This is a genomic window from Paenibacillus sp. FSL H3-0286 (assembly GCF_045040705.1).
Lineage (GTDB): Bacteria > Bacillota > Bacilli > Paenibacillales > Paenibacillaceae > Paenibacillus_AQ > Paenibacillus_AQ odorifer.
The window spans coordinates 1,890,708-1,912,583 of sequence record NZ_CP150285.1 but is presented as its reverse complement, the minus strand read 5'-3'; the positions used below and the strand labels follow the sequence as shown (position 1 = coordinate 1,912,583).

At 47.8% G+C, this 21,876-nt stretch carries 17 protein-coding genes; 3 read left to right on the top strand and 14 right to left on the bottom strand.

Annotation, left to right across the window (positions count from 1 at the left end):
- Positions 1–81: 81 nt before the first annotated feature.
- Positions 82–1,683 carry a flotillin family protein gene (locus MHB37_RS08200; protein ID WP_339190219.1) on the bottom strand — a complete coding sequence of 534 codons (1,602 nt, stop codon included), beginning with the start codon at positions 1,681–1,683 and terminating at the stop codon, positions 82–84.
- Entirely contained in the window at positions 1,683–2,219 is a 537-nt protein-coding gene (locus MHB37_RS08195) for a protease (RefSeq protein ID WP_076184696.1), read from the bottom strand. Before MHB37_RS08195 ends, MHB37_RS08200 begins: the two co-directional genes overlap by 1 nt.
- 1,997 nt (positions 2,220–4,216) lie before the next feature.
- On the opposite strand from MHB37_RS08195, the gene MHB37_RS08190 reads away from it, so the two are divergent.
- On the top strand, positions 4,217–4,585 hold the full coding sequence (locus tag MHB37_RS08190) for a hypothetical protein (protein WP_405169135.1): 369 nt from the start codon (positions 4,217–4,219) through the stop codon (positions 4,583–4,585).
- A gap of 150 nt (positions 4,586–4,735) precedes the next feature.
- Here MHB37_RS08190 and MHB37_RS08185 read toward each other — a convergent pair whose 3' ends face one another.
- The 4 genes from MHB37_RS08185 to MHB37_RS08170 all read right to left on the bottom strand — a co-directional run bounded on the left by MHB37_RS08185 (position 4,736) and on the right by MHB37_RS08170 (position 9,864).
- Positions 4,736–5,899, bottom strand: a complete 1,164-nt coding sequence (locus tag MHB37_RS08185) for an iron-containing alcohol dehydrogenase (protein ID WP_076126366.1) — start codon at positions 5,897–5,899, stop codon at positions 4,736–4,738.
- Positions 5,900–6,062: 163 nt separating this feature from the next.
- The gene (locus tag MHB37_RS08180) at positions 6,063–7,643 is read right to left on the bottom strand and encodes a UDP-glucose--hexose-1-phosphate uridylyltransferase (RefSeq protein ID WP_405169134.1); all 1,581 of its coding nucleotides are present in this window, start codon (positions 7,641–7,643) and stop codon (positions 6,063–6,065) included.
- 54 nt (positions 7,644–7,697) lie between these two features.
- A complete protein-coding gene (galE, locus tag MHB37_RS08175; protein ID WP_076126362.1) occupies positions 7,698–8,684 on the bottom strand; it encodes a UDP-glucose 4-epimerase GalE in 987 nt (328 codons plus the stop codon).
- A gap of 4 nt (positions 8,685–8,688) precedes the next feature.
- Positions 8,689–9,864 (bottom strand): galactokinase, encoded by a 1,176-nt coding sequence (locus MHB37_RS08170; RefSeq protein ID WP_076126360.1) that lies wholly within the window; start codon positions 9,862–9,864, stop codon positions 8,689–8,691.
- 218 nt (positions 9,865–10,082) lie between these two features.
- On the opposite strand from MHB37_RS08170, the gene MHB37_RS08165 reads away from it, so the two are divergent.
- Positions 10,083–10,949: an AraC family transcriptional regulator gene (locus tag MHB37_RS08165; RefSeq protein ID WP_076126358.1), complete on the top strand. Its 867-nt coding sequence runs from the start codon at positions 10,083–10,085 to the stop codon at positions 10,947–10,949.
- 91 nt (positions 10,950–11,040) lie between these two features.
- Here MHB37_RS08165 and mgrA read toward each other — a convergent pair whose 3' ends face one another.
- The 4 genes from mgrA to MHB37_RS08145 form a co-directional block, all read right to left on the bottom strand.
- Positions 11,041–12,039: an L-glyceraldehyde 3-phosphate reductase gene (gene mgrA, locus MHB37_RS08160; RefSeq protein WP_340012147.1), complete on the bottom strand. Its 999-nt coding sequence runs from the start codon at positions 12,037–12,039 to the stop codon at positions 11,041–11,043.
- 107 nt (positions 12,040–12,146) lie between these two features.
- On the bottom strand, positions 12,147–12,887 hold the full coding sequence (locus MHB37_RS08155; RefSeq protein ID WP_076192851.1) for an NAD-dependent protein deacylase: 741 nt from the start codon (positions 12,885–12,887) through the stop codon (positions 12,147–12,149).
- A gap of 34 nt (positions 12,888–12,921) precedes the next feature.
- Complete coding sequence (locus MHB37_RS08150; RefSeq protein ID WP_036680986.1) at positions 12,922–13,686, bottom strand: HAD family hydrolase; 765 nt, start codon at positions 13,684–13,686, stop codon at positions 12,922–12,924.
- 34 nt (positions 13,687–13,720) lie between these two features.
- Entirely contained in the window at positions 13,721–14,464 is a 744-nt protein-coding gene (locus MHB37_RS08145; RefSeq protein ID WP_076126350.1) for an alpha/beta hydrolase, read from the bottom strand.
- A 193-nt stretch (positions 14,465–14,657) separates the two neighbouring features.
- Between MHB37_RS08145 and MHB37_RS08140 the strand changes: the two genes are divergently transcribed.
- Positions 14,658–15,698 (top strand): acyltransferase family protein, encoded by a 1,041-nt coding sequence (locus MHB37_RS08140; RefSeq protein ID WP_076308701.1) that lies wholly within the window; start codon positions 14,658–14,660, stop codon positions 15,696–15,698.
- Positions 15,699–15,787: 89 nt separating this feature from the next.
- Here MHB37_RS08140 and MHB37_RS08135 read toward each other — a convergent pair whose 3' ends face one another.
- From MHB37_RS08135 to MHB37_RS08120, 4 genes are all read right to left on the bottom strand, one after another.
- A complete protein-coding gene (locus MHB37_RS08135) occupies positions 15,788–16,735 on the bottom strand; it encodes a transcriptional regulator (protein WP_076126345.1) in 948 nt (315 codons plus the stop codon).
- Between the two features lie 145 nt (positions 16,736–16,880).
- Entirely contained in the window at positions 16,881–18,275 is a 1,395-nt protein-coding gene (locus MHB37_RS08130; RefSeq protein ID WP_076279753.1) for a family 43 glycosylhydrolase, read from the bottom strand.
- 42 nt (positions 18,276–18,317) lie between these two features.
- Positions 18,318–20,066 (bottom strand): glycoside hydrolase family 2 protein, encoded by a 1,749-nt coding sequence (locus MHB37_RS08125; protein ID WP_076308700.1) that lies wholly within the window; start codon positions 20,064–20,066, stop codon positions 18,318–18,320.
- 27 nt (positions 20,067–20,093) lie between these two features.
- Positions 20,094–21,875, bottom strand: coding sequence for a sugar-binding domain-containing protein (locus MHB37_RS08120; RefSeq protein ID WP_341164552.1), 1,782 nt, complete (start codon positions 21,873–21,875; stop codon positions 20,094–20,096).
- Position 21,876 lies beyond the last annotated feature (1 nt).

Below are 21,876 nucleotides of genomic sequence, written 5' to 3'. Positions count from 1 at the left end.
CAAAACATAAAGATTAAGGTATGACCAGCAGCTTTGCCAGTCATACCTTAAGTAAATTAAAACCATATAAATTGCATTAAACTATTTTTCCTTTTGTTCAGGCACAGAAGTTAAAGTCTCGCTGGCTGTACTAGATGTTGCTGATGGCTGAATATAAGTTGCAGGTGTAGCTGGTACAACAGGTGCGACTGGTGCGACTGGTGTAACTGATGCTCCTTTGCTTCCGGAAGCTTTAGAGGTCAACCCCTTGATCAGTGCCTCTACATCAATCCCTGAGACGCTCTTCAACATCTCTGGAGCGGTGGACATTAGCTGAGTCACATAATTGCTGACCCGGGCTGCACCTTCCCCGTTACCGGTATCTACAACGGTAAGTTTATCAATAGATGCCAGCGGCTTCGCAATTTGGCCAGCCAAATCAGGCAGCATTTTGACGATGATATCGAGCACCGCTGCTTCGCCGAATTTCTGGAAAGCTTCCGCCAGTTTCTCTTTGGCTTCTGCTTCCGCTAGACCACGCAACCGGATAACCTCAGCATCCGCTGTACCTTTAGCCAGCTCTGCATCCGCCATCGCTTGACCTTCAAGACGCTTCTGCTCAGATGTCGCTTTAGCTTGCGTTTCAATACTATATTGCAAGGCATCTGCCTCACGCATTCTCTTCGCCTTATCGGCTTCCGCCGCTTGCTCTACTGCATAACGATCCGCTTCTGCTTTTTTCTTCACTTCAGCATCATACTGCTTCTCGCGAACTTGAATTTCTTTGGCTTGCAAATCGATTTCACGTTCCTTACGTACCAGCTCAACCTTCATCTGTTCTTCAACAACGGTCTGCTTTGCACGTGCCTCTTGAATATGATAAGCCTGATCGGCTTCCGCTTTCGCTGTATCCTGATCCCGTTTAAACGCAGCCACCTTAAGCTGGTTTTCCTTGGAGGCTTCGGCAATATTCGTATCCCGCAGCAGCTCAGCTTTTTGCCCTTGCTCTTCTGCGTTTGCCTTTTGAATTCTCGCATCCCGCACTGCTTCTGCTTCAGCGATCTCTGCATCCCGCTTCACAGCAGCTATCCGCGGTTTACCCAGTGCCTCTAGATATCCATGTTTGTCTCGCACATCCTTGATGGTAAAGGAAACAATTTGCAGACCCATTTTCTTAAGATCACGCGCCGCCACGCCTTGAACCTCTTGCGCAAAGCGGTCACGGTTACGATATACTTCCTCAACGGTCATCGAACCGAGAATGGCCCGCAGATGACCTTCAAGAACTTCTTGTGCTTCGCTCTTCAGTGCTTCAATCGGTTTGCCCATAAATTGCTCAGCAGCTGTCGCCACATCTTCCGTTGAGCTACCCACTTTAATGATCGCCACACCGTCGGCAATAACCGGAACCCCTTGTTCGGTGTATACCTCCGGGGTCGTCACATCGAGTTTATGAGAAAGAAGCGACATAAATTCAGCCTTCTGGAAGACTGGGAGTATAAAGGCCCCGCCCCCGCGTACAATCTTTATTTTACGACCAGAACCATCGTCTGAAATATGATTTTTCCCTAAGAACGACCCCGTTACGATCATCCCTTCATCGGGTCCAACCGTTTTGTAACGTGCCCAGAATGCGATACCTAGCACAAACAAAACAGCAACGACAACTGCAGGGACTAACAAATACTCAGGAATACCGAACATTAAAGATCCACTCCTCTTCTCTTTTCGAATTCTGACACCAATGCAACGCCTTCTCTAACCTCCACTACAACAACTTTAATCCCTGCCGGAAGCAGCTCATGATCAAAGCTTGCTGCCGTATGCAGGCTATTGCCGGCGCCAAACTTTACCATAATCTCACCATAACCAGTGGCGGGAACAGGAATTGTGATTTCCCCGATCTTGCCTGGCAGATCACTCATTGAGAAACCATTGGACATTTCGCTTTTTTCCATGGGCTTAACCACCCCTAGATACATAAGTACTCCCAAAAAAGCGGCGGCTAACAAAGACAAAGCAATGATCGCCCCAGCTTCCAGAGCGCTGTACCGGGTTAGAAGAATGCCCGCTCCGCCGAACACGGTTATTCCTCCTGCCAGTACGGTGGGATTCAGAAAATCTACGGATACGAAATCAAAGACCCCATGCAAGGCATCTCCGATCAGATCTCCCACCAGGACGCTGACTATGGCAAATATGACGCCTAGCGCCAAGCAGCCTAAATACAGCGTTTGCATTTTTATTTCCTCCTGTCTTCAATCAGGACTGTCATATTACATTAAACGTACAAAGTAGGTCCTTGGTTTCACAATCTTTGGATATTCACCCAAATAAGTTCCATTCAGAGGATAAGCATGCTCACATTGGCACTATTTTATTACATGTGCTGGGGCTGTCCTAAAGGCCGTTCAATAGTTGCTGAGGCGCTGATTTTTGTTGGTAACACTCTCGCGCGTATGAAGAGGCTATGCTGCTTTCGCGCCTCGGCACCTCGGCCTATCGGACTCAGCAGACCCTATTCGCCGATTTATCCGACATTTGGTATGCTATCGGACCGCATAGTCCCTATTGGCATAAAAACCAGCAAATATAAGACCCTTTCGGAGCAATAGTGTCTCTGGTGTCCGAAAGTTTGCTCAAAAGGCTGAAAATTCACAAATAACGTCAGCTGGGTCCGTAGGGTAGGCGTGTATTGGTAGAGGAATCAGTCGTGAGGAGATCTTACAAACCCTAGTTGGTTAGGTAACACTCTCGCGCGTGTGAAGAGGCTATGCTGCTTACGCACCTCGGCCCATCGGACTCAGCAGACCCTATTCGCCGATTTATCCGACAATTGGTATGCTATCGGACCGCATAGCCTCTATTGGCATTGAAACCAGCAAATATGAGGTCATTTCGAAGTAATAGTGTCTCTGGTGTCCGAAAGTTTGCTCAAAAGGCCAAAAATTCGCATATAACGTCAGCTGGGTCCGTAAGGGTAGGCCGTGTATTGGTAGAGGAATCGGTTGTGAGGGGGGATTACAAACACTAGTTGGTTGGGTAACACTCTCGCGCGTATGAAGAGGCTATGCTGCTTACGCACCTCGGCGCCTCAGCACCTCGGCCTATCGGACTCAGCAGACCCTATTCGCCGATTTTTCCGACATTTGGTATGCTATCGGACCGCTTAGTCCCTATTGGCATGAAAAACAACAAATATGAGGCTATTTCGAAGCAATAGTGTCTCTGGCGTCCGAAAACTTGCTCAAAACACTGATAATTCGCATATAACGTCAGCTGGGTCCGTAGGGTAGGCGTGTATTGGTAGAGGAATCAGTCGCATGGGGATCTTACAAACCCTAGTTGGTTAGGTAACACTCTCGCTCGTATGAAGAGGCTATGCTGCTTTCGCACCTCGGCCCATCGGCACCTCGGCCCATCGGACTCAGCAAACCCTATTCGCCGATTTATCCGACATTTGGTATGCTATCGGACCGCATAGTCCCTATTGGCATAAAAAACAACAAATATGAGGCTATTTCGAAGCAATAGTGTCTCTGGTGTCCGAAAACTTGCTCAAAAGGCTGGAAATTCGCAAATAACGTCAGCTGGGTCCGTAGGGTAGGCGTATATTGGTAGAGGAATCAGTCGTGTGGGGATCATACAAACCCTAGTTGGTTGGGTAACACTCTCGCGCGTTTGAAGAGGCTATGCTGCTTTCGCACCTCGGCCTATCGGACTCAGCAGACCCTATTCGCCGATTTATCCGACATTTGGTATGCTATCGGACCGCATAGTCCCTATTGGCATGAAAAACAACAAATATGAGGCTATTTCGAAGCAATAGTGTCTCTGGTGTCCGAAAACTTGCTCAAAAGGCTGAAAATTCGCATATAACGTCAGCTGGGTCCGTAGGGTAGGCGTGTATTGGTAGAGGAATCAGTCGTGAGAGGATCTTACAAACCCTAGTGGGTTGGGTAACACTCTCGCGCATATGAAGAGGCTATGCTGCTTTCGCCTCGGCCTATCGGACTCAGCAGACCCTATTCGCCGATTTATCCGACATTTGGTATGCTATCGGACCGCATAGTCCCTATTGGCATGAAAAACAACAAATATGAGACCATTTCGAAGCAATAGAGTCTCTGGTGTCCGAAAACTTGCTCAAAAGGCTGAAAATTCACAGATAACGTCAGCTGGGTCCGTAAGACTCTGGAGGACGGTCGAGGGATTAGATTACGGGTGCGAACAGTGATTGATGAGGTGCGATCAGCGGCAGTGGGTATCAGTCAGCGGCAGCGGAGATCTAGCCAGAGACAGCGGAGGTACGACCAGCGGCAGCGGATGTTCGGCCAGCGGCAGCGGAGGTACGGACAGCAGCAGCGGAGGTACGGACAGCAGCAGCGGAGGTACGACCAGCGGCAGCGAAGGTGCGGTCAGCAGCAGTGAAGGTGCGGTCAGCGGCAGCGGAGTTCCGCCAGCGGCAGCGGAGTTCCGCCAGCGGCAGCGGAGTTCCGCCAGCGGCAGCGGAGTTCCGCCAGCGGCAGCGGAGTTCCGCCAGCAGCAGCGGAGGTTCCGCCAGCCGCAGCGGAGTTCGGTCAACGGCAGCGAAAGCTTGGGATGAGCACGACAGAAAAGTATAGCAAGAGGAGCAAGTCACACTAGACCATAAATACAAAGAAGCGAATCCTCCATAACGGAGGATTCGCTTCTTTGACATTCTATTGTAGCTTCTGGAATAAAGACAAATGGTCTCTTTTCATAGAAGAGTTACTTACAAAGCCATTTTATAAATCTCAACTACATCTTCACGCTCAAGCTTGCGGAAATTACCAAATGCTCCGAAACGAACAGCCTTGTCAGCCATACTGCCGATCTCGCTGTCATCAATATCATAATCTCCGAGCGTCTTCGGCGCACCGATGGAATCCCAGAAATTACGCAGAGCCTCGATACCCTCCAGCCCGATTTCTTCATCAGTTTTGCCAGCAGGTTCAACTCCGAACACATTTACTGCAAGCTGACGGAAACGCGCAGGGTTTGTGCTGAGATTATATTTCATCCATTGCGGGAACAGAATCGCCAAACCTCCGCCATGCGGAATATCGTATACAGCCGACACTGCATGCTCGATATTATGAGTCGCCCAATCTCCGGCGAAACCCATGCTGACCATTCCGTTAAGCGCCATCGTACCGCAGTACATAATGGTCTCACGCAGCTCGTAGTTGTTCAGATCTTCGATAAGCTTCGGCGCGGTTTCAATTACAGTGCGCAGCAAAGTTTCACAGAACCCGTCTTGTACCGGTGTATTGCCGTCTGTATGGAAATAGTGCTCCAGTACATGTGACATGATGTCCACCATGCCATAAACGGTCTGATCACGTGGCAGAGAAAAAGTGTTCTCTGGATCAAGAATCGAGAATGCCGGGTAGGCATGCACGCTGCCCCAGCCCATTTTTTCCTTAGTAACCTCGTTTGTGATTACGGAGCCATTATTCATTTCGGAACCCGTAGCAGCCATTGTCAGCACTGTACCCAGTGGAAGCGCGTCTTGAGCCGCTGCTTTACGCTCTACAAAGTCCCACATATCACCATCATATTTCGCTCCAACAGCAACAGCTTTTGCGCAGTCCAATACGCTTCCGCCCCCTACTGCAAGAACAAGGTCAATATTATGCTCCCGGCACAGCTCTACGCCTTTATGTACTGTGGAAAGACGTGGATTGGGTTCTACTCCAGAGAGTTCAGTCACTGTAACGCCTATTGAACTCAGCTCAGCAACTACTTTATCGTACAGACCACTGCGCTTGATACTGCCGCCACCGTACATCAAAAGCACATTTTTACCGTACTTAGGCACCTCTGTCTTCAAGGCTTCAAGGGTACCCTGTCCAAAAATCAGCTTGGTAGGATTATAAAATTCAAATTTACGCATATGTGTAAACCTCCAGTAGTTAATTCATAATGTCTTACTCCTTCGTATTATAAACCTCTGGTTACCCGCATTCAAATTAGGTGGCTGGGTTTCGTCATTCCGAATAAAAAAAGATGCCCCAAGCCCATAGGCTAGAGGACATCCTTAAATCCAAATTCACTTACTACAAAGCAACGAAGCTTGTTACGAAACGGCGGAAAGCTGCTTGACCTTCTGGAGTCCGTTTGTAAACGCCAGCGTGTTCAAGAATATGCGTAAACTTGATGCCAACTTCGTTCTGCACAATCTTGAGCGCTTCCTCGTGTTGCAGTGCAGTTCCGAATCGCTCCACCAGCTCCTGAATCCAAGCCGCATGCTGCGCAAGAGAATGACTAGGGTCATTCTTCACCGCTTCTAACAGCGCTTGATCTCCTGCAAGAATACCTGCGATGGAATCGAGTTCTTCCTTCAAACGGCCCGGCAGAATCGCCAGTCCCATAACTTCGATCAAGCCGATGTTTTCTTTCTTGATATGATGCATTTCCCGGTGCGGATGAAAAATCCCTTCAGGATATTGCTCATTAGTCCGGTTATTCCGCAGCACAAGATCCATCTCGAAGCTGCCGTCCTCGGCCCGGCGGACGATAGGAGTAACGGTATTATGAGGTTGTACTTCACCGTCAACCTCACTAAAGGCTAGCACTTCAGCCTCTGGATCGCTGTAGGCTTTCCAAGCTTCATAAAGCGCATTTCCGCATTCCAATAGAACCGCAGGATCTTCTCCATTTAAACGTAATACGGACATCGGCCATTTTACGATATTAATGCTGACACCCGGATAAGAAGCATGTGTAAATGTATCTTCCTTAGGCGCTTTTTGAATCGGGAATGTGTGGCGTCCGCCCTGAAAATGGTCATGCGTCAGAATAGAGCCGCCAACAATCGGTAAGTCTGCATTGGAGCCAATAAAATAATGCGGGAATGATTCCACGAAGCTAAGCAGCCGCTTCAAGGTATCCTTGGTAAGCTTCATTGGCACATGTTCATGATGGAATACAATACAGTGCTCATTGTAGTAAACATATGGCGAGTATTGGAAGAACCATTTTTCATTATTCAGGTTAAGCGGAATGATACGCAAGTTCTGACGTGGCGGATGATTGATCCGTCCGGCATAACCTACATTCTCACGGCACAGCAGACATTTCGGATAGACTGGCGGCGGGAGCAGCCGAGCCATTGCGATTTCCTTCGGATTTTTCTCAGGCTTGGACAAATTGATCGTCATTTCAATGTCTCCGTACGGCGAATCCTGCAGCCAGTAGACATTCTTCGAGATCCGATCCATCCGAATATAGTTCGAATCAATGCTCAATTTATAAAAACGGTCTGTAGCCGCGGAGATGCCTTTTTCAGCGGTCAGACTATAGAACTCAGCATTTACATCCGAAGGACGGGCCATGAGAAGTCCCATAATCTTGGCATCCAGCAAGTCACGGTAAGTGTCACTATTCTCTGGGATCAATCCGATTTCAAAACCATAATCAATCAGTGCATCGAGTGGAGCCTGCGGCCCTTCCAATGGACTTTGATCGATGTCACCTACATGCGGCTCACTGAAACCGAACTGTTCGAGCAGCACATTACGGCTATAATCTTCATCGGATGGAGCTATAAGCTGCTGGCGCAGTGCGAACAGAACAAGCTGCTCAATCGCATGTAATGCTTTCTGGCCAGCAGGTGTAATCTTATTCTCGTTGTGCATTTTAATTCTCCTTAAGTAGGGTCTCAAGTTCAAGATAAGCTAACCTAAAGTCCCTTATTCTCCGTATCCTTGCGGATTGGCAGAGTGCCAGTTCCATGCACTTTGAATGATATCTTCCAAATCTGCATGCTGCGGGTTCCATCCAAGGACGCTACGCGCTTTGTCGGAGGAAGCTACCAGCACAGCCGGATCGCCGGCACGGCGTTCTTGAATGACTACAGGAATTTCAAGTCCAGTAACCTTCTTCGCCGTTTCAATCACCTGTTTTACCGAGAATCCAAGTCCATTGCCCAGGTTGAAAATATTGCTGCTGCTTCCGCTGCGCAGGTAAGTTACCGCACGAACATGGGCGTCAGCCAGATCGCTGACATGGATGTAGTCGCGCACACAAGTACCGTCTTCTGTAGGATAGTCATCTCCGAAAACTGCGATACTGTCACGTTGCTTCAAGGCCGTTTGCAATACCAGCGGCACCAAATGACTTTCTGGACGATGGTCTTCACCGATTTTGCCACTGGCATGTGCGCCAGCTGCATTGAAGTAACGCAATGCTACGTATTTGATGCCCAGTACTTTGTCAAACCAAGCCATCATCCGTTCCATGGTCAGCTTAGTTTCTCCATACACATTGGCTGGTTCAGTGCGGTCTGTTTCTTCAATCGGCACCTTTTCCGGTTCGCCGTAGGTTGCGGCAGTGGACGAGAATACGATCTTGTTCACGCCAGCTTTTTGCATAGCTTCTAGAAGACACTGTGTACCATATACGTTGTTGTCGTAATATTTTACAGGGTCCTTCATGCTTTCTCCGACCAAAGAGCTTGCAGCAAAATGGATAACCGCTTCAATCTCATTTTCAGCGAACAGCTTACCCAGCAGTTCTTTATCACGCAGATCACCTTCGTACAGCTTGCCACCCAGCAGTGCCTCACGATGCCCTGTTAGCAGATTGTCGAGGACCACCACTTCTTCGCCACGATCCAGCAGCTCCGCTACAGTATGAGACCCAATATACCCTGCTCCACCTGTTACTAAAATCGCCATCTGATTACACTCCCTTCAATTCTTGGACACCATTACCGATGCCGCAAACGTAGAACTCGCCAACCAAACCAGATCTTGTGGTATAGGCTTCACCAACTTCACGAATAAAACGTTCTATATCATCTTCATGTACCAAAGATACTGTACAGCCTCCGAAACCCGCGCCAGTCATACGGGAACCGAGTGTACCTGGGATGCGCCCAGCTTCTTCAACCATAATATCAAGCTCTGCACAGCTAACTTCATACAAATCGCGCAAGGATGCATGGGAATCATTCATGAACTGTCCAAACTGCTTCAGATCATTGTTTTTTAATACCTCAACGGAATCTAGCACGCGTTGGTTCTCTTCCACAACATGGCGAGCGCGGCGTCTTACAATTTCGTCTGTGATTTTATCTTGATGTGCTTCGAACTGTTCACGATTAAGCTGTGCCAGATAAGCTAGTGAAGGCACTTCTTTTTGCAAAATAGCCAATGCCTCATCACACTGCTGACGGCGTTCATTGTACTTGGAATCTACAAGCCCTCTGCGTTTGTTCGTGTTGCCGATAACCAATTTGTATGAACCTGTGATGAACGGTACCAAATTGTACTCAAGTGTGTCGCACATCAGCAGGATCGCATGATCGCGTTTGCCGTTAGCAACTGCGAACTGATCCATAATTCCGGAGTTTACACCTACGTACTGGTTCTCAGCACGCTGGGACAAAAGTGCAATCTCAACAGTGTCTGTATCGCCACCTTCGAGAGTCAGGAACGCATAAGCAGTAACGACTTCAAGGGAGGCCGAGGAGGACAAGCCTGCTCCATTCGGAATATCGCCATGGAACAGCAGATCGTACCCTTTGGATACTGGGGTGCTTTTCTTATCCAGCTCAACCATTACCCCAATCGGATAGTCAATCCATTCACCCGTTTTGGCCTTGCCAATTTCGCTATAATCAATAGAAGCTTCGTAAGGAAAATTAGTTGATGCAAAATTCACTTTGCTGTCACTACGTGGACGCACAATCAGCGTTGTACCGAATTCCAAAGCTGCGGGAAGTACATACCCGCCGTTATAATCCAAGTGCTCTCCGATGAGATTGACACGACCTGGTGCATAAAACACCTTAGCCTCTTCCCCGCTCACCCCATATTTTTCAATAAATTTGTTATTAAGTTCCTGTATGCTCATTAATGCCACTCCATCCTTTCGCTGCTTCAGCCAGTGGGAATTAGTAAAGCGTTCTTTATGTACTCATTATAATAGATTCATTCATCCTCTGATAATGCAATCATGTGTGTAATGTATGGATAAATGTGACTTCCCATAATATAATAATTACATATATTACTGTTACTCTCTAAACTATAAGCCATTAAATGACATTAACACAAGAAAGGCTGTCCCAAATGGAGCATACTTATTCCGTAGGATCCAATCCAGTGTATTACGATAAACAGAACCTTCATGTACTGTTTGCCGGCCAGAGTCAGACCCTGCCCATGCATCAAGCTGGACCCAAGATCTATGATTATTATTTGCTGCATTTCATAGAATCTGGCTCGGGCGTTTTCCGTACAGAACATCATAAATATGAGTTGGGTAAAGGGGACTGCTTCTTGATCCATCCGGGACAATTAGTCAGTTACGTCTCGGATAAAGACCAGCCCTGGTGCTATCGCTGGGCAGCTTTTACTGGCAGTGAAGCTGACGATCTGGTGCTGCAGACAGGGTTCACACCACAACAGCCTGTGGTGACTACAACAGGTGAAAGCCTCATTCCAGGTGCCCTGTCCAGCATCATGCAAGCCTTCAACGCCAACAAAGAGAGTGCCCATCTGACTTCGCTTGGCTATCTCTATCTCATTGTCGGCGAAGCAGCTGATTTGCTCTCTTCCTTCTCCCGTCTGCCCGGCGCAGAATCACAGGTTAAGCGTACTGTGAAGCAAATGATCCACTACATGGCTTCTCAATATGCGCATCCGGTCTCTATTGAACAAATGTGTGATACGTTGGGTTATAATCGAGCCTACCTGTCCCGTGTATTTAAGCAAGAGACCGGATTATCTCCGGTGACCTACTTGCTGAAGCTGCGGATTGAAAAGTCCAGACAACTGCTGCGTGAACGACCGGAGCTGTCCGTGGAACAGGTAGCAGCATCTGTGGGGCTCACCGATGCTTTATACTTCTCTCGCCAATTCAAACGGTTTTGTGCCCAGTCACCGACGGCTTACCGGATGACTACAACGAGACAAGCAGAGAAACCTGAACGTTAGTTTGCCCTTAATCCATAAATCCATAAATCCACTATACAACAACAGCCCACCTTCCTTAACGTAAGGAACCGGGCTGTTACTGTTCAATATGCTATAGTTCTGTCTTTAAAATCGTTTCAATCCGCTCTAACTCCTCCGGACTGAAATCAGGATCAGCTAAAGCAGCTATATTCTCTTCAATCTGATCCACTCTGCTTGCTCCAATCAGGGCAGAAGTAACCTTGCCACCCCGGAGTGTCCAAGCCAGTGCAAACTGAGCCAGACTCTGTCCTCGCGAAACCGCAAGCTGATTAAGTGCGCGAATCCTCCGCTGCACCTCCGGTGTAATCCGGCTCTCATTCAAGGCGGCAGACGGCTTGGCAGCTCTTGACCCTTCTGGAATACCATTCAAATATTTGTTGGTTAACAAGCCTTCAGCCAAGGGTGTAAAAGCGATGCTTCCTACACCACTATGTTCCAGTACATCCTGTAAGCCGCCCTCAATCCAACGATCGAGCATAGAATAACTAGGCTGATGGATTAAGAGCGGTGTGCCCAGGCTTTTTAGAATACTGAGGGCTTCAGCCGTCTGCTCCGCATTATAGTTGGATAGTCCTATATATAAAGCTTTGCCAGAACGTACCGCATAATCCAGCGCCTGCATGGTTTCTTCAAGCGGTGTTTCCGGGTCTGGACGATGAGAGTAATAAATATCAACATAATCTAGGCCTAGCCGCTTCAGGCTCTGATCCAGACTAGCCAGCATATATTTACGTGAACCCCATTCCCCATAAGGGCCGGGCCACATGTTATACCCTGCTTTTGTAGAAATCACTATTTCATCACGATAAGGATACATATCATTGGCAAGAACTTTACCGAACAGCTCTTCTGCTGAACCAGCTGGTGGACCATAGTTGTTGGCCAGATCAAAATGGGTAATTCCAAGATCAAAAGCACGAGTGATCATTTCTCTGCCGTTTTCGTAATTATCGATCCCACCAAAATTCTGCCATAATCCTAATGAGATTGCTGGGAGCTTGAGACCTGAGTTCCCGCAACGATTATAACGCATGTTGTCATACCGTTTATCGTCTGCTACATATACCATTGCTTATCCCTGCCTCTCATTACACGCTGTTGTGAGCCTACCTTATCTTTAAACTTCTGAGCGTAATAATAATCTGGCAAGAGAAACCAAAGGACAGCTTTTTCCTTCTAGCTTAATAGATCCTTGACACTGCCCATTACTTTTCCAATTCGATCTGTAATCAGCAGATCCGCCTGATCATCATAAGGTGTGGGATCTCCGTTCAGCAGCACCGTACGTTTGCCCCGGAAATAAGTCACCAGACTGGCCGCAGGTTGAACCGTTAGCGAGGTTCCACCAATAATAAGCATATCTGCAGAGGCAATCGCTGCTACAGAGCCCATAAGCACGGAGTGATCCAATTCTTCTTCATATAAAACCACATCCGGCTTGATAATTCCGCCACATTCCGGGCAGTGAGGAACGATCTCAGTCATTTCCAGCAGTTGATCCAGCCCGTAATACCGTGAGCAGTCCATACAATAGTTGCGATGGATCGAACCATGCAGCTCAAGGACACTACGGCTACCCGCCTGCTGGTGCAGGCCGTCAATATTTTGCGTAATCACCGCTTTCAGCTTCCCCTGCTGTTCCAACTCCGCTAGTAGCTGATGCGCACCATTCGGACGGGCCTCTGGATGAATCATTTTACTGCGGTAAAAATCAAAAAAAATGTCCGGTGAGGACATAAAAAAAGTGCGGCTCAGCATCACTTCAGGTGGATAAGGTGAATTGTGCTGAGTTTGATATAATCCAGCTGCGGAGCGGAAATCAGGAATTCCACTCTCTGTAGACGTACCCGCCCCTCCGAAAAAAACGATATTGTCACTTTCTTTGATCCAAGAAGCAAGTGTCTGCAATTGATCCATGCTAAGTAGCACATCCTTTCCTTTTATTAGCTGATCAGTAAGTGATCCGAAGCTCATTGAAACCGGAAATGATTACATCTGCATCTATAAGGTGCTCCCCATCACCACTGGCGGAAATCCCAATTGCGAGGCGAAGCCCTGCACCTTTACCTAATTGCATATCGGCATTACTGTCCCCAATAATAATCGTCTCTTCAGGCGAAAGCCCTAACTCCCGGCAGGCCAATTCAGCCATTTCAGGAGCTGGTTTTCCGTTTTTTACTCTGTCCCTAGTAACTACCGAATCAAAATAGCCTGCCACATTAAGCCATTCCAAATGCTCTCCGGTGGTCTTTGCCCCGTCGGAGGTAACCACGCCAAGCTTAAGCGATGCCGCAGAGCATTGCTCCAAAAAAGAATGAAGTCCCGCTAAAGGCTGTGCCATACGGCGTCGGCGTAATTCATACATCGCGTTTTTAGTTATGCTTTTCACACGGGTCAGCGCTTCATTCCAAGGAACTCCTGCTGCATATAGCTGCCATGCGAGTACACCGTAACTTTCTTCTTCTGTAGCCATGGTAAGCGGCCCCGCCGGGTCGTACCCTATTAACTTCCCTTGCGGATCATGTTGCGTACCCAGAACCTTGCTGCGCTCTACAATAAATCCCGCTCCCATGATCGCAAGTTGATCTTCCAGTCCGCGCAGCACAAGCTCCGCCCAATTCCCCCAGGTAGCTAATAGATCGAGTAATGTCCCGTCTTTATCAAACAATATTCCGGAGCAGGGAACGCATTCATCGTTAATGTGTAATACTGGCATGAATTGTTTCCTCCCTCTGTTGAATGACCCGTAACTACCTCAGATTTCCCAGCCAATCCAACAGGGCACTTACTGTGCGACTCTGCTGCTCTTCCTCGGATATTGTGGCTTCGCCGTCCCCCTTCTGAGGCCCGTAGCTGCCAAATTGCGCATGATTCCCACCTATAATTGAACTATAAACTGTATTATCTGGCAGATAGGAGCGCCCTTTGTTGTAGCTGTCTCTGTCAATCACTTGATCCTCAGTACCCACAACCGACAACACTGACAAAGTAGTCTCTCGTAGACTGCCCTTTTCATCTGGATAAGAGGCTAAGAAAAATACACCTTCCAGTTGGTCCGTATGCTCAATTGCGTAACGTGAGGCCATGACACCCCCAAGTGAATGTCCACCCAGCACAAAAGATTGCTTCGGATGCACACGAATAATCTCTTCTGCGGCATCCCCCTTCGTTACGGCTAAATTAAACGGCATTTTGGCGATGTAGAAGGGATGCCCTGCAGCAGCGACGCTCTTCGCAAGAGGGGAATAGGCTTCCGGTTTAACCAAAGCCCCGGGATAAAAAATAATCGAGGCGCCTTTAGTAATGGAAGGTTCGAACGAGATCCAATTATCATTCTGTTCGACGGTAACTCCGCCACTTGAAATCAGTGCAGTTTCGGCTTCTTGAGCCGGTGCATATGGCGTTAAATACTTCCATATCAGCAACCCGGCTACCACTAAAATAATCAATACAAAAATAGCGACGCGACGCTTAGTTATTCTTCTCTTCAACATGTTCCACTCCCAGATGTTAATGCATATAAAAATTATAGTGGAATCCCTCTATTCTAACAACCTTCAACACATCGCCACATTTCGCACACATGATAACGCTTTCTATTGTGACTTAATTCACAATTAAATCAAAGAAAATCTAGTATTTTAAAATTAAATTAATTTGCATACAGCATAATTTGGAGGCTAAATCATGGTAGGGGAAAACTCGCTGGAAACGCGCGGAGAAACCTTTTTTCTCAACCTGCGTTTTATGCTTATTATCACTGTTTTTGCCGGTAATGCAATTGAACCTCTGATTAACAAAATGAGCGGAATACACGGATTATATATGTGGATTTTCAGCTTTCACATGCCGCTGTTCGTACTGGTGACCGGCTATTTCGCCAGAAAAAGCCTTGCCGGAACTACCGGCCGCAAAATGCTGCTGCAAATTGGATTGCAATACCTCATATTTCAAAGCTTATATTCCGCACTCGACGTTTCCCTCTTTCATGTAAGCAACATCCAGCATTCCATTTTCGCACCCTATCTGCTCCTATGGTTTCTGGCCAGTCATGCCTGCTGGCGCCTCCTGATGCTCGGTATGAGCAGATGGTCCATAACCGCTAAGTTCCTCTTCGCTGTAACAGCGGGGGTGGCTGTCGGATATCTCCAGCTGGACGGTGTATGGTTTAGCATCAGCCGTACCTTTGTATATTTGCCTTTTTTCATTATCGGCTATCATTTCTCCTTCGAAACCTTCGTCAAGCTCTATCAGAAATATATCAAAATCTTTGCAGCAGCCGCCTCCATTCTACTCCTTGCCATCATGGCCGCATGGGGGGCAGGATTTCCCTTTGGCTGGTTATATGGCAGCATGACCTATATGCAGCTTGATGCCAATGTATGGTATGCAGGCGTATACCGTCTGGGACTGTACGGACTACAAATTGTCGCTTCACTCGCTTTCCTCGGCCTCGTACCTTACGGAGCGAGCCGCATGACCGACTGGGGGCGCCGCACGTTGTATGTTTTCCTGCTTCATGGTTTTATCATTCGTCTGGCTGCCGTTTCCGGGATTTACACCTATATTGGCAATGCTGCTGGGGCAGTAGTCCTGCTGCTCACCGCCGTATTATTCACCGTATTGCTGGCTCAGCCGTCCGTTAAACGGCTCTTTCACCCGCTGGTTGAGCCGTCCGTTGACTGGATGATCACCCTTCAGCGTGCCGCCCTACGGCGCACACTCTAGCTTTACATCCAGAACAAACAAAGCAAGGCGGTTCCTTGGATACGAAGATTCGTTTCCGAGGAACCGCCTTGCTTTGTTCATCTCCTAAGCTAAAGTTCTACTTCATCCTGATCCATGGTATATTTTACCTTCATCATAATATGTTGTTCATAATCGCCAAACTGGCGCCCGAACAGGTTAAGTCCGCCTTGATGAACTGCATCAGGGTTGATTCCAATGCGCAGCCGCAATTTGGGGCTCCGGTTAATCAGAAGATCATTTAAGGAAACATTCGACACCTTCTCCATATCAAGTGTCGTCTTTTCATGGTCAACACGCCAGGTCTTGAGAAACCCGTATTGTGTAGATCCATCCCACCACCAGTTCGGATTCAGCTTGCCCCGCCGGTCACCGAAATCACCGGGACTGGTCCACATGCCGATCTCCGATCCATTCACCCATACAGAGATGTTCGAAGGCCAGTTCTGGTCATAATTCGGAGCTTCCGAACAGATCTCCATGGATAATTCCAGCGATTCAATTTGTGCTCCGGAGGGGATATCCATAGGCAGCAAATATTCCAGAAATCCTTTGCGGAGCCAGATCAGCTGAGCGTTGACATGTTTAGGGTGATAAAAGCTCGACGGTTCATCTTCTTTGATAATAAGACCCTCGCTATTAGCCATTCCGCAAGTAGGAGATACCTCACAGTCGCTATAATGGCCGATCGGCATCTCTACTTCATAGACATGAGTTAATCCCTTTGACATCGGTTCTTTCAAATTCAAGGCAATATGAAGATCATCATAATTCCGGCTGCAAACTTTCATTGCCCCGCGTGAAGCCGGAAGCAATTCTGTATGAATTAACTCTGCTGCTTCTAATACTTTAATATTGCTTGCTACCGTCGACACTGGAAGCTTCAGCCTCTCAGCGATTTCAATAATATTTAAGTTTTTGGAGTTTAAGAGCCGAAGAATATCAACCCTAGAACGAGTTGATAAAGCATGCGTTACTGTGACTAATTTTTCCGGGTCGTTTAAGCTAAGTTCCAGCACAAATCAGCTCTCCTTGTATCCTAATAATTATCCTAATCTTACTTCTTAATGAGATGAAAAACAATTACACCTACAAGCCCTTTCACCTAGAAATGACCTCCGGAAAACCGGAAGCCATTTCATATGTCTCTTAGGTTTGTTCGATTCACAATGGCTTAATATCAATGAAATCAATTTCTCCGTAACCTTCGCCTTTGGTAAAACGAAGCTTGTTCATGCCTGCCTTCAGTTGAACCCGGGCTGTGGACAGCCCCCAATTCTCCCACCCTTTATTGGTGATATAGAATGGGCTGGCAGGTCCTGCATTGACACTAAGCTGAAAATTCGACCAATTCCCGCCAGACGTTCCATTCGCCGTTCGAGCCAAAAGAATATACTCGCCTGCGGCTGCCGCATCAACCGAAAATTCCACGTAACTATCCGGCGTATCAATATGACCCGCCTTAAGTCCAGCCGAGCCCTTGGGACTCGAAGAGGCATAGGCATCGCCGCCAAATATCCCTTTTTCCGCTTCGTAGCGGGTATGCATGGTTTCACCTGAAGGCAAAGTTATCGGAAGATTAGGGTCAACGGGAATACCCAGATTAGGTGTATGATCAGCATTCCAGCTGAATTTCTGCATCCGCACCTCGCGGTTCCAGCCAGCGTTATTGTATTTGGCGACATGGTACATGATCCAATCCTCTTGGCCGTCAGGAGACTTTGTAAACGAATGGTGTCCAGGTCCATAAAGTCCATTGCCTGAGGAAAAGATAGGCTGATTGCGTTTATTCCATGATGCCGGATTCAACAGATCACTGGAGATGTCTGCGGTGATCAGTCCCAGACAATAATCATTAGTCCAGCTTCCGCTTGCCGAGTAGACCAAACTAATGACTTCTCCATTTATAATCACCTGTGGTCCTTCATTCACATTTGGGGAATGATTCGTTTCCCAGCTATACGTTGGTCTTGAAATCTCTACGCGTTCGGAATCAATGGTCCAGGGATTACTCATATGCGCGATATAGAGATTCTGCCGCACATTAACATTCCCCTCCCAGCCGGACCAGATAAAATACAGCTCGCCGTTCACTTGCAGCACAGTACCGTCTATAGCCCACTTATTGCTTGAATCTGTGATCTGGCCTTTGTACTGCCAAGTTCCCTGCATCGGGTCTGCCGCTGTGTTCTCCATTACATGCATGCGGTGGTTTACGTTATCTCCGTCGTCCATCGCATAGTAGATATACCAAGCTCCGTTTATATAATGTAGCTCAGGCGCCCAGATGCCGCTACCGCCCGTGTTGACAACTTTAGTAGGCGCTGCATCAATAGTGGTCAACTGGGCTGACTTCCAGAGGGTAACATTGCCACCTGTTGTTTTGGTGAAATAATAGAAGCCATCTGTATGTTTATACACCCATGGGTCCGCCCCGTCCTGCATAACCACGTTGTAAAAGTCATTATGATCAGAGACAGCTAGGGTCACCTTCCCCATTGGAAGAATAAGAAGAACACTTAAGGCGACCAGACATTTTTGCCGGAAATTCACTTTCATAATCTATCACATTCCTTTCGAATGAATAGTTACGTAGCGCCTCTAATCTTCAATTGCAGCCTTACGCGCATTGATGCCGCGGATTCGCTCGGGGTCGAACTTCGGCTGTCTGTCATAAGTGTACAGTCCATTGACTTCCTGCTCCACATCGTACAGCTGGGTATAGCAGAATCCAAACATCAGCGGATGATCCAATAGAACATTCGTCAACCCCTCGTAGCGTTCGATAAACATTTGCTCTGAGGTCGGTCTGTCCCCATACCCCCATGATTTTTCATCTTTCTGCTGCGGGTTCCACCAAATTCCGCCATACTCGCTGATGAAGTAAGGTTGACCTTCATACGTTTGGCGATCCGGGAAGGTATTGAATACTTCTCCGCCACTTTTCATCGGTTCATATCTGTCCCGGAACGTCTGCGGATTCTGGTCATAGTCATGAAGATCGAAGATATCTGTAGCCACATGGAAGTTGCCGCTTGTATCAATTACTGGACGTGTTGGATCCATACGTTTTGTTACGTCGTAAACAATCTGGAGCACGGGGTTATGCTGTTTCGCACCGTCCCGGTCCCAGGTCTCATTAAAAGGGCACCAGCCGATCAGCGCGGGATGATTGAAATCACGCTGCATACCTTCGAGCCATTCCGGCAGGAAGTGAGTCAGGCTATCCGCTCCAGTAATATTCAGCCCCCAATTGGCATGCTCTCCCCAGACAAGATAACCTAATTGGTCAGCCCAATAAAGATAACGCGGTTCAAAGATCTTCTCGTGAAGCCTCGCGCCATTGAAGCCAAGCCCTATTGAGATTTCGATGTCTCTGCGCAGATCTTCATCAGTAGGAGCGGTATAGATTCCCTCCGGATAAAAACCTTGATCCAGAACTAACCGCTGAAATACGGATTTCCCATTGATCCGGAATGCCATCCCATCCAGTCGTACCGTGCGGAGTCCAAAATAAGAATGGACCACGTCACTCTCCCGTCCCTGACTATGCAAGGACAACTTCAGGTCATACAATCTGGCGTTTCCAACTTCCCACAAGTGAATCTCTGATAGCGGAATTGTAAGTTTTATAGAGGGTCCGGAAACGATCACACTGCTGTCCCCAACGGGTTTGCCGCCATAAAGAGCAGTGGCCCTAAGCGTGTCCCCCGCTGCGTTCCCTTGTACCTTCATTTCTAGGTGCACACAGCCATTGTCGGGATCAGCGACAACTTTCAGATTAGACAGATAGGTTTCAGGGACTTGCTCAAGCCATACCGTCTGCCAGATTCCTGTAGTGCGTGTATAATCACAGCCGTGCGAATGGAACTGTTCACTCTGCTTGCCCCGTGGCTGTCGTCCCGATCGAACGTCGTCTTCAGCATAGACAGTAATCACATTACTGCCCGCTAAAAGATTAGAAGTAATATCAAAGCTAAACGGAGTATATCCTCCGCGATGCGTACCTACGGATACGCCGTTCACCCAGACCTCCGCCATATAATCAACGGCGCCAAAATGAAGGATAACTCTGCCATTTGTCCAGCTCTCCGGCACGGTAAACTCCCTTTTATACCATACAGCAGCCATAAAATCTTTATATTCTACACCGGACAGCTTGCTTTCCGGACAGAAGGGCACAGTAATTGTCCCTGAGAGATTATGTTCGTTAACAGGGTATCCGCGTTCCTTCCCACTTTTGCCATGATCAATTTCGAATTGCCACTGGCCGTTCAGATTGATCCACTCTGGTCGAATAAAGTCAGGGCGGGGATATTCAGGACGCGGAAGCGTTGCTTGTTGTGTCATGGTGTAACTCCTTTTAGTAAATGTTATTTATTGGATATGCATCATAATGTTGCGGATCGCTTCAAGCGGAGCTTTGGGCTGTCTATCATAGGTGAGCAGTCCGTTGATTTCCTGCTCGACATCCGTCAGCTGGGTATAGCAATACCCTTGGATCACCGGGGAAGTGAACATCGGGTCAACCACAGCCTTGAGCTTCATCAGGAAATCCTCTTCATTCTCTGCCCCAGAATAACCCCAGCCCTCCCACTCACTTTTCTTGAAGGCAATTCCACCAAACTCGGATACGAGAATCGGCTGGCCTTGATACGAAGCTCCACCGACAAATATTTTGCGGTTGGCCGGCATCGCATTTACAGAAGATTCTACCGTGGCATATCTCTCCTCCAGCACTGCCTGATGGCTCTCATAGTCATGAATAGTCACCAAATCTGTAGTCATATGCTCCCACCCATCGTTATACACAACAGGTCTCATCTCATCCAAGGATTTCGTTAAATGATACATAGCCAATCCGTGCTGCTGCTGGCGTGTATCAATCTGGACATTGGGAACACCCCAGCTCTCATTAAGCGGAACCCAGGTCACGATACAAGGATGGTTATAGTCGCGCTCGATGATCTCCTGCCATTCCTTCGTGAAACGGCGGACATACTCCTCGGAATATTCGTAAGCATTGGCTGCCTCACTCCATACCAGCAGGCCGAGCTTATCACACCAATACAGGAACCGGGGATCTTCTGTCTTCTGATGTTTTCTCACCCCGTTAAAGCCCATTTCTTTCGTCAGCTGGGCATCACGTTTCAGCTCTTCGTCTGTAGGTGCGGTTAGTATCCCGTCAGGGAAGTATCCCTGATCCAGCACCAGTCTCTGGAAATATGGGCGGTTATTCAAGCATAGCTTGCCATTTTCAATCGACACCTTGCGCATGCCGAAATAACTCGCCACTTCGTCAATTACTTCCTCATTCCGAAGCAATTGAAATTGAATATCATACAAATTCGGATGCTCAGGGCTCCATAAACGTCCAAGACCATGATCCGCAAAATCACCCAAGCCGATAGTGCGCAGCTGCTCACCATTCATGACCATATATTGATCTTCCGCAATTACTTCACTGTCATACGATACCGTTATGCGCAGCTTGAGCGGATCAGCAGACTTAAATCCTTGCAGAAAGGTCCGAAGCCGGATTTCATTGCGGTCAATATCTGGTGTCATCATGGTTTTACTCAGATGCACTGCAGACAGCGGTTCAAGCCAGACACTCTGCCAGATTCCGGTTGTGCGGGTATAAAAGATGGCAGCAGACTGCTCCAGCCAATATTGCTTGCCACGCGGCAAGGTGACATCACGGCTGAAATCCTCTGCGCGCAGTATGATGGTATTCCTTCCTTTGAGCAGCGAAGGAGTGATATCGACCTGAAATGGTGTATGTCCGCCTTCATGCACGGCCACCAGCTGACCATTCACCCAGACTTTTGCCAAATAATCAACGGCGCCGAAATGGAGGACAATCCGCTTCCCATTCCAACCCTCAGGAACTTCAAAAGTTCTTCTATACCACACAACATCATGAAATGAAGGATCTTCAATCCCGCTCAGCTTGCTCTGAAACGCAAAGGGCACTTGAATAACCCGTGAAAATAAACCCTTTGTGTCCGTCCGATACCATTGTTCTTCCTCACCGACATCTTCATCATCAAACGTAAAATCCCATTCTCCATTTAGGCTAAGCCAATCCTTACGGGCAAATTGGGGTCTTGGATATTCTGGACGTGGAACGGATGTGCTGCTTGCTTCTGTCAACATG

What these genes read in the sequence shown, in the direction of transcription:
- MHB37_RS08200 (WP_339190219.1), bottom strand. Translation starts at nt 1,683, where the DNA reads ATGTTCGGTATTCCTGAGTATTTGTTAGTCCCTGCAGTTGTCGTTGCT.
- MHB37_RS08195 (WP_076184696.1), bottom strand. Translation starts at nt 2,219, where the DNA reads ATGCAAACGCTGTATTTAGGCTGCTTGGCGCTAGGCGTCATATTTGCC.
- MHB37_RS08185 (WP_076126366.1), bottom strand. Translation starts at nt 5,899, where the DNA reads ATGCGTAAATTTGAATTTTATAATCCTACCAAGCTGATTTTTGGACAG.
- MHB37_RS08180 (WP_405169134.1), bottom strand. Translation starts at nt 7,643, where the DNA reads ATGCACAACGAGAATAAGATTACACCTGCTGGCCAGAAAGCATTACAT.
- galE (WP_076126362.1), bottom strand. Translation starts at nt 8,684, where the DNA reads ATGGCGATTTTAGTAACAGGTGGAGCAGGGTATATTGGGTCTCATACT.
- MHB37_RS08170 (WP_076126360.1), bottom strand. Translation starts at nt 9,864, where the DNA reads ATGAGCATACAGGAACTTAATAACAAATTTATTGAAAAATATGGGGTG.
- MHB37_RS08165 (WP_076126358.1), top strand. Translation starts at nt 10,083, where the DNA reads ATGGAGCATACTTATTCCGTAGGATCCAATCCAGTGTATTACGATAAA.
- mgrA (WP_340012147.1), bottom strand. Translation starts at nt 12,039, where the DNA reads ATGGTATATGTAGCAGACGATAAACGGTATGACAACATGCGTTATAAT.
- MHB37_RS08155 (WP_076192851.1), bottom strand. Translation starts at nt 12,887, where the DNA reads ATGGATCAATTGCAGACACTTGCTTCTTGGATCAAAGAAAGTGACAAT.
- MHB37_RS08150 (WP_036680986.1), bottom strand. Translation starts at nt 13,686, where the DNA reads ATGCCAGTATTACACATTAACGATGAATGCGTTCCCTGCTCCGGAATA.
- MHB37_RS08145 (WP_076126350.1), bottom strand. Translation starts at nt 14,464, where the DNA reads ATGTTGAAGAGAAGAATAACTAAGCGTCGCGTCGCTATTTTTGTATTG.
- MHB37_RS08140 (WP_076308701.1), top strand. Translation starts at nt 14,658, where the DNA reads ATGGTAGGGGAAAACTCGCTGGAAACGCGCGGAGAAACCTTTTTTCTC.
- MHB37_RS08130 (WP_076279753.1), bottom strand. Translation starts at nt 18,275, where the DNA reads ATGAAAGTGAATTTCCGGCAAAAATGTCTGGTCGCCTTAAGTGTTCTT.
- MHB37_RS08125 (WP_076308700.1), bottom strand. Translation starts at nt 20,066, where the DNA reads ATGACACAACAAGCAACGCTTCCGCGTCCTGAATATCCCCGCCCTGAC.
- MHB37_RS08120 (WP_341164552.1), bottom strand. Translation starts at nt 21,875, where the DNA reads ATGTTGACAGAAGCAAGCAGCACATCCGTTCCACGTCCAGAATATCCA.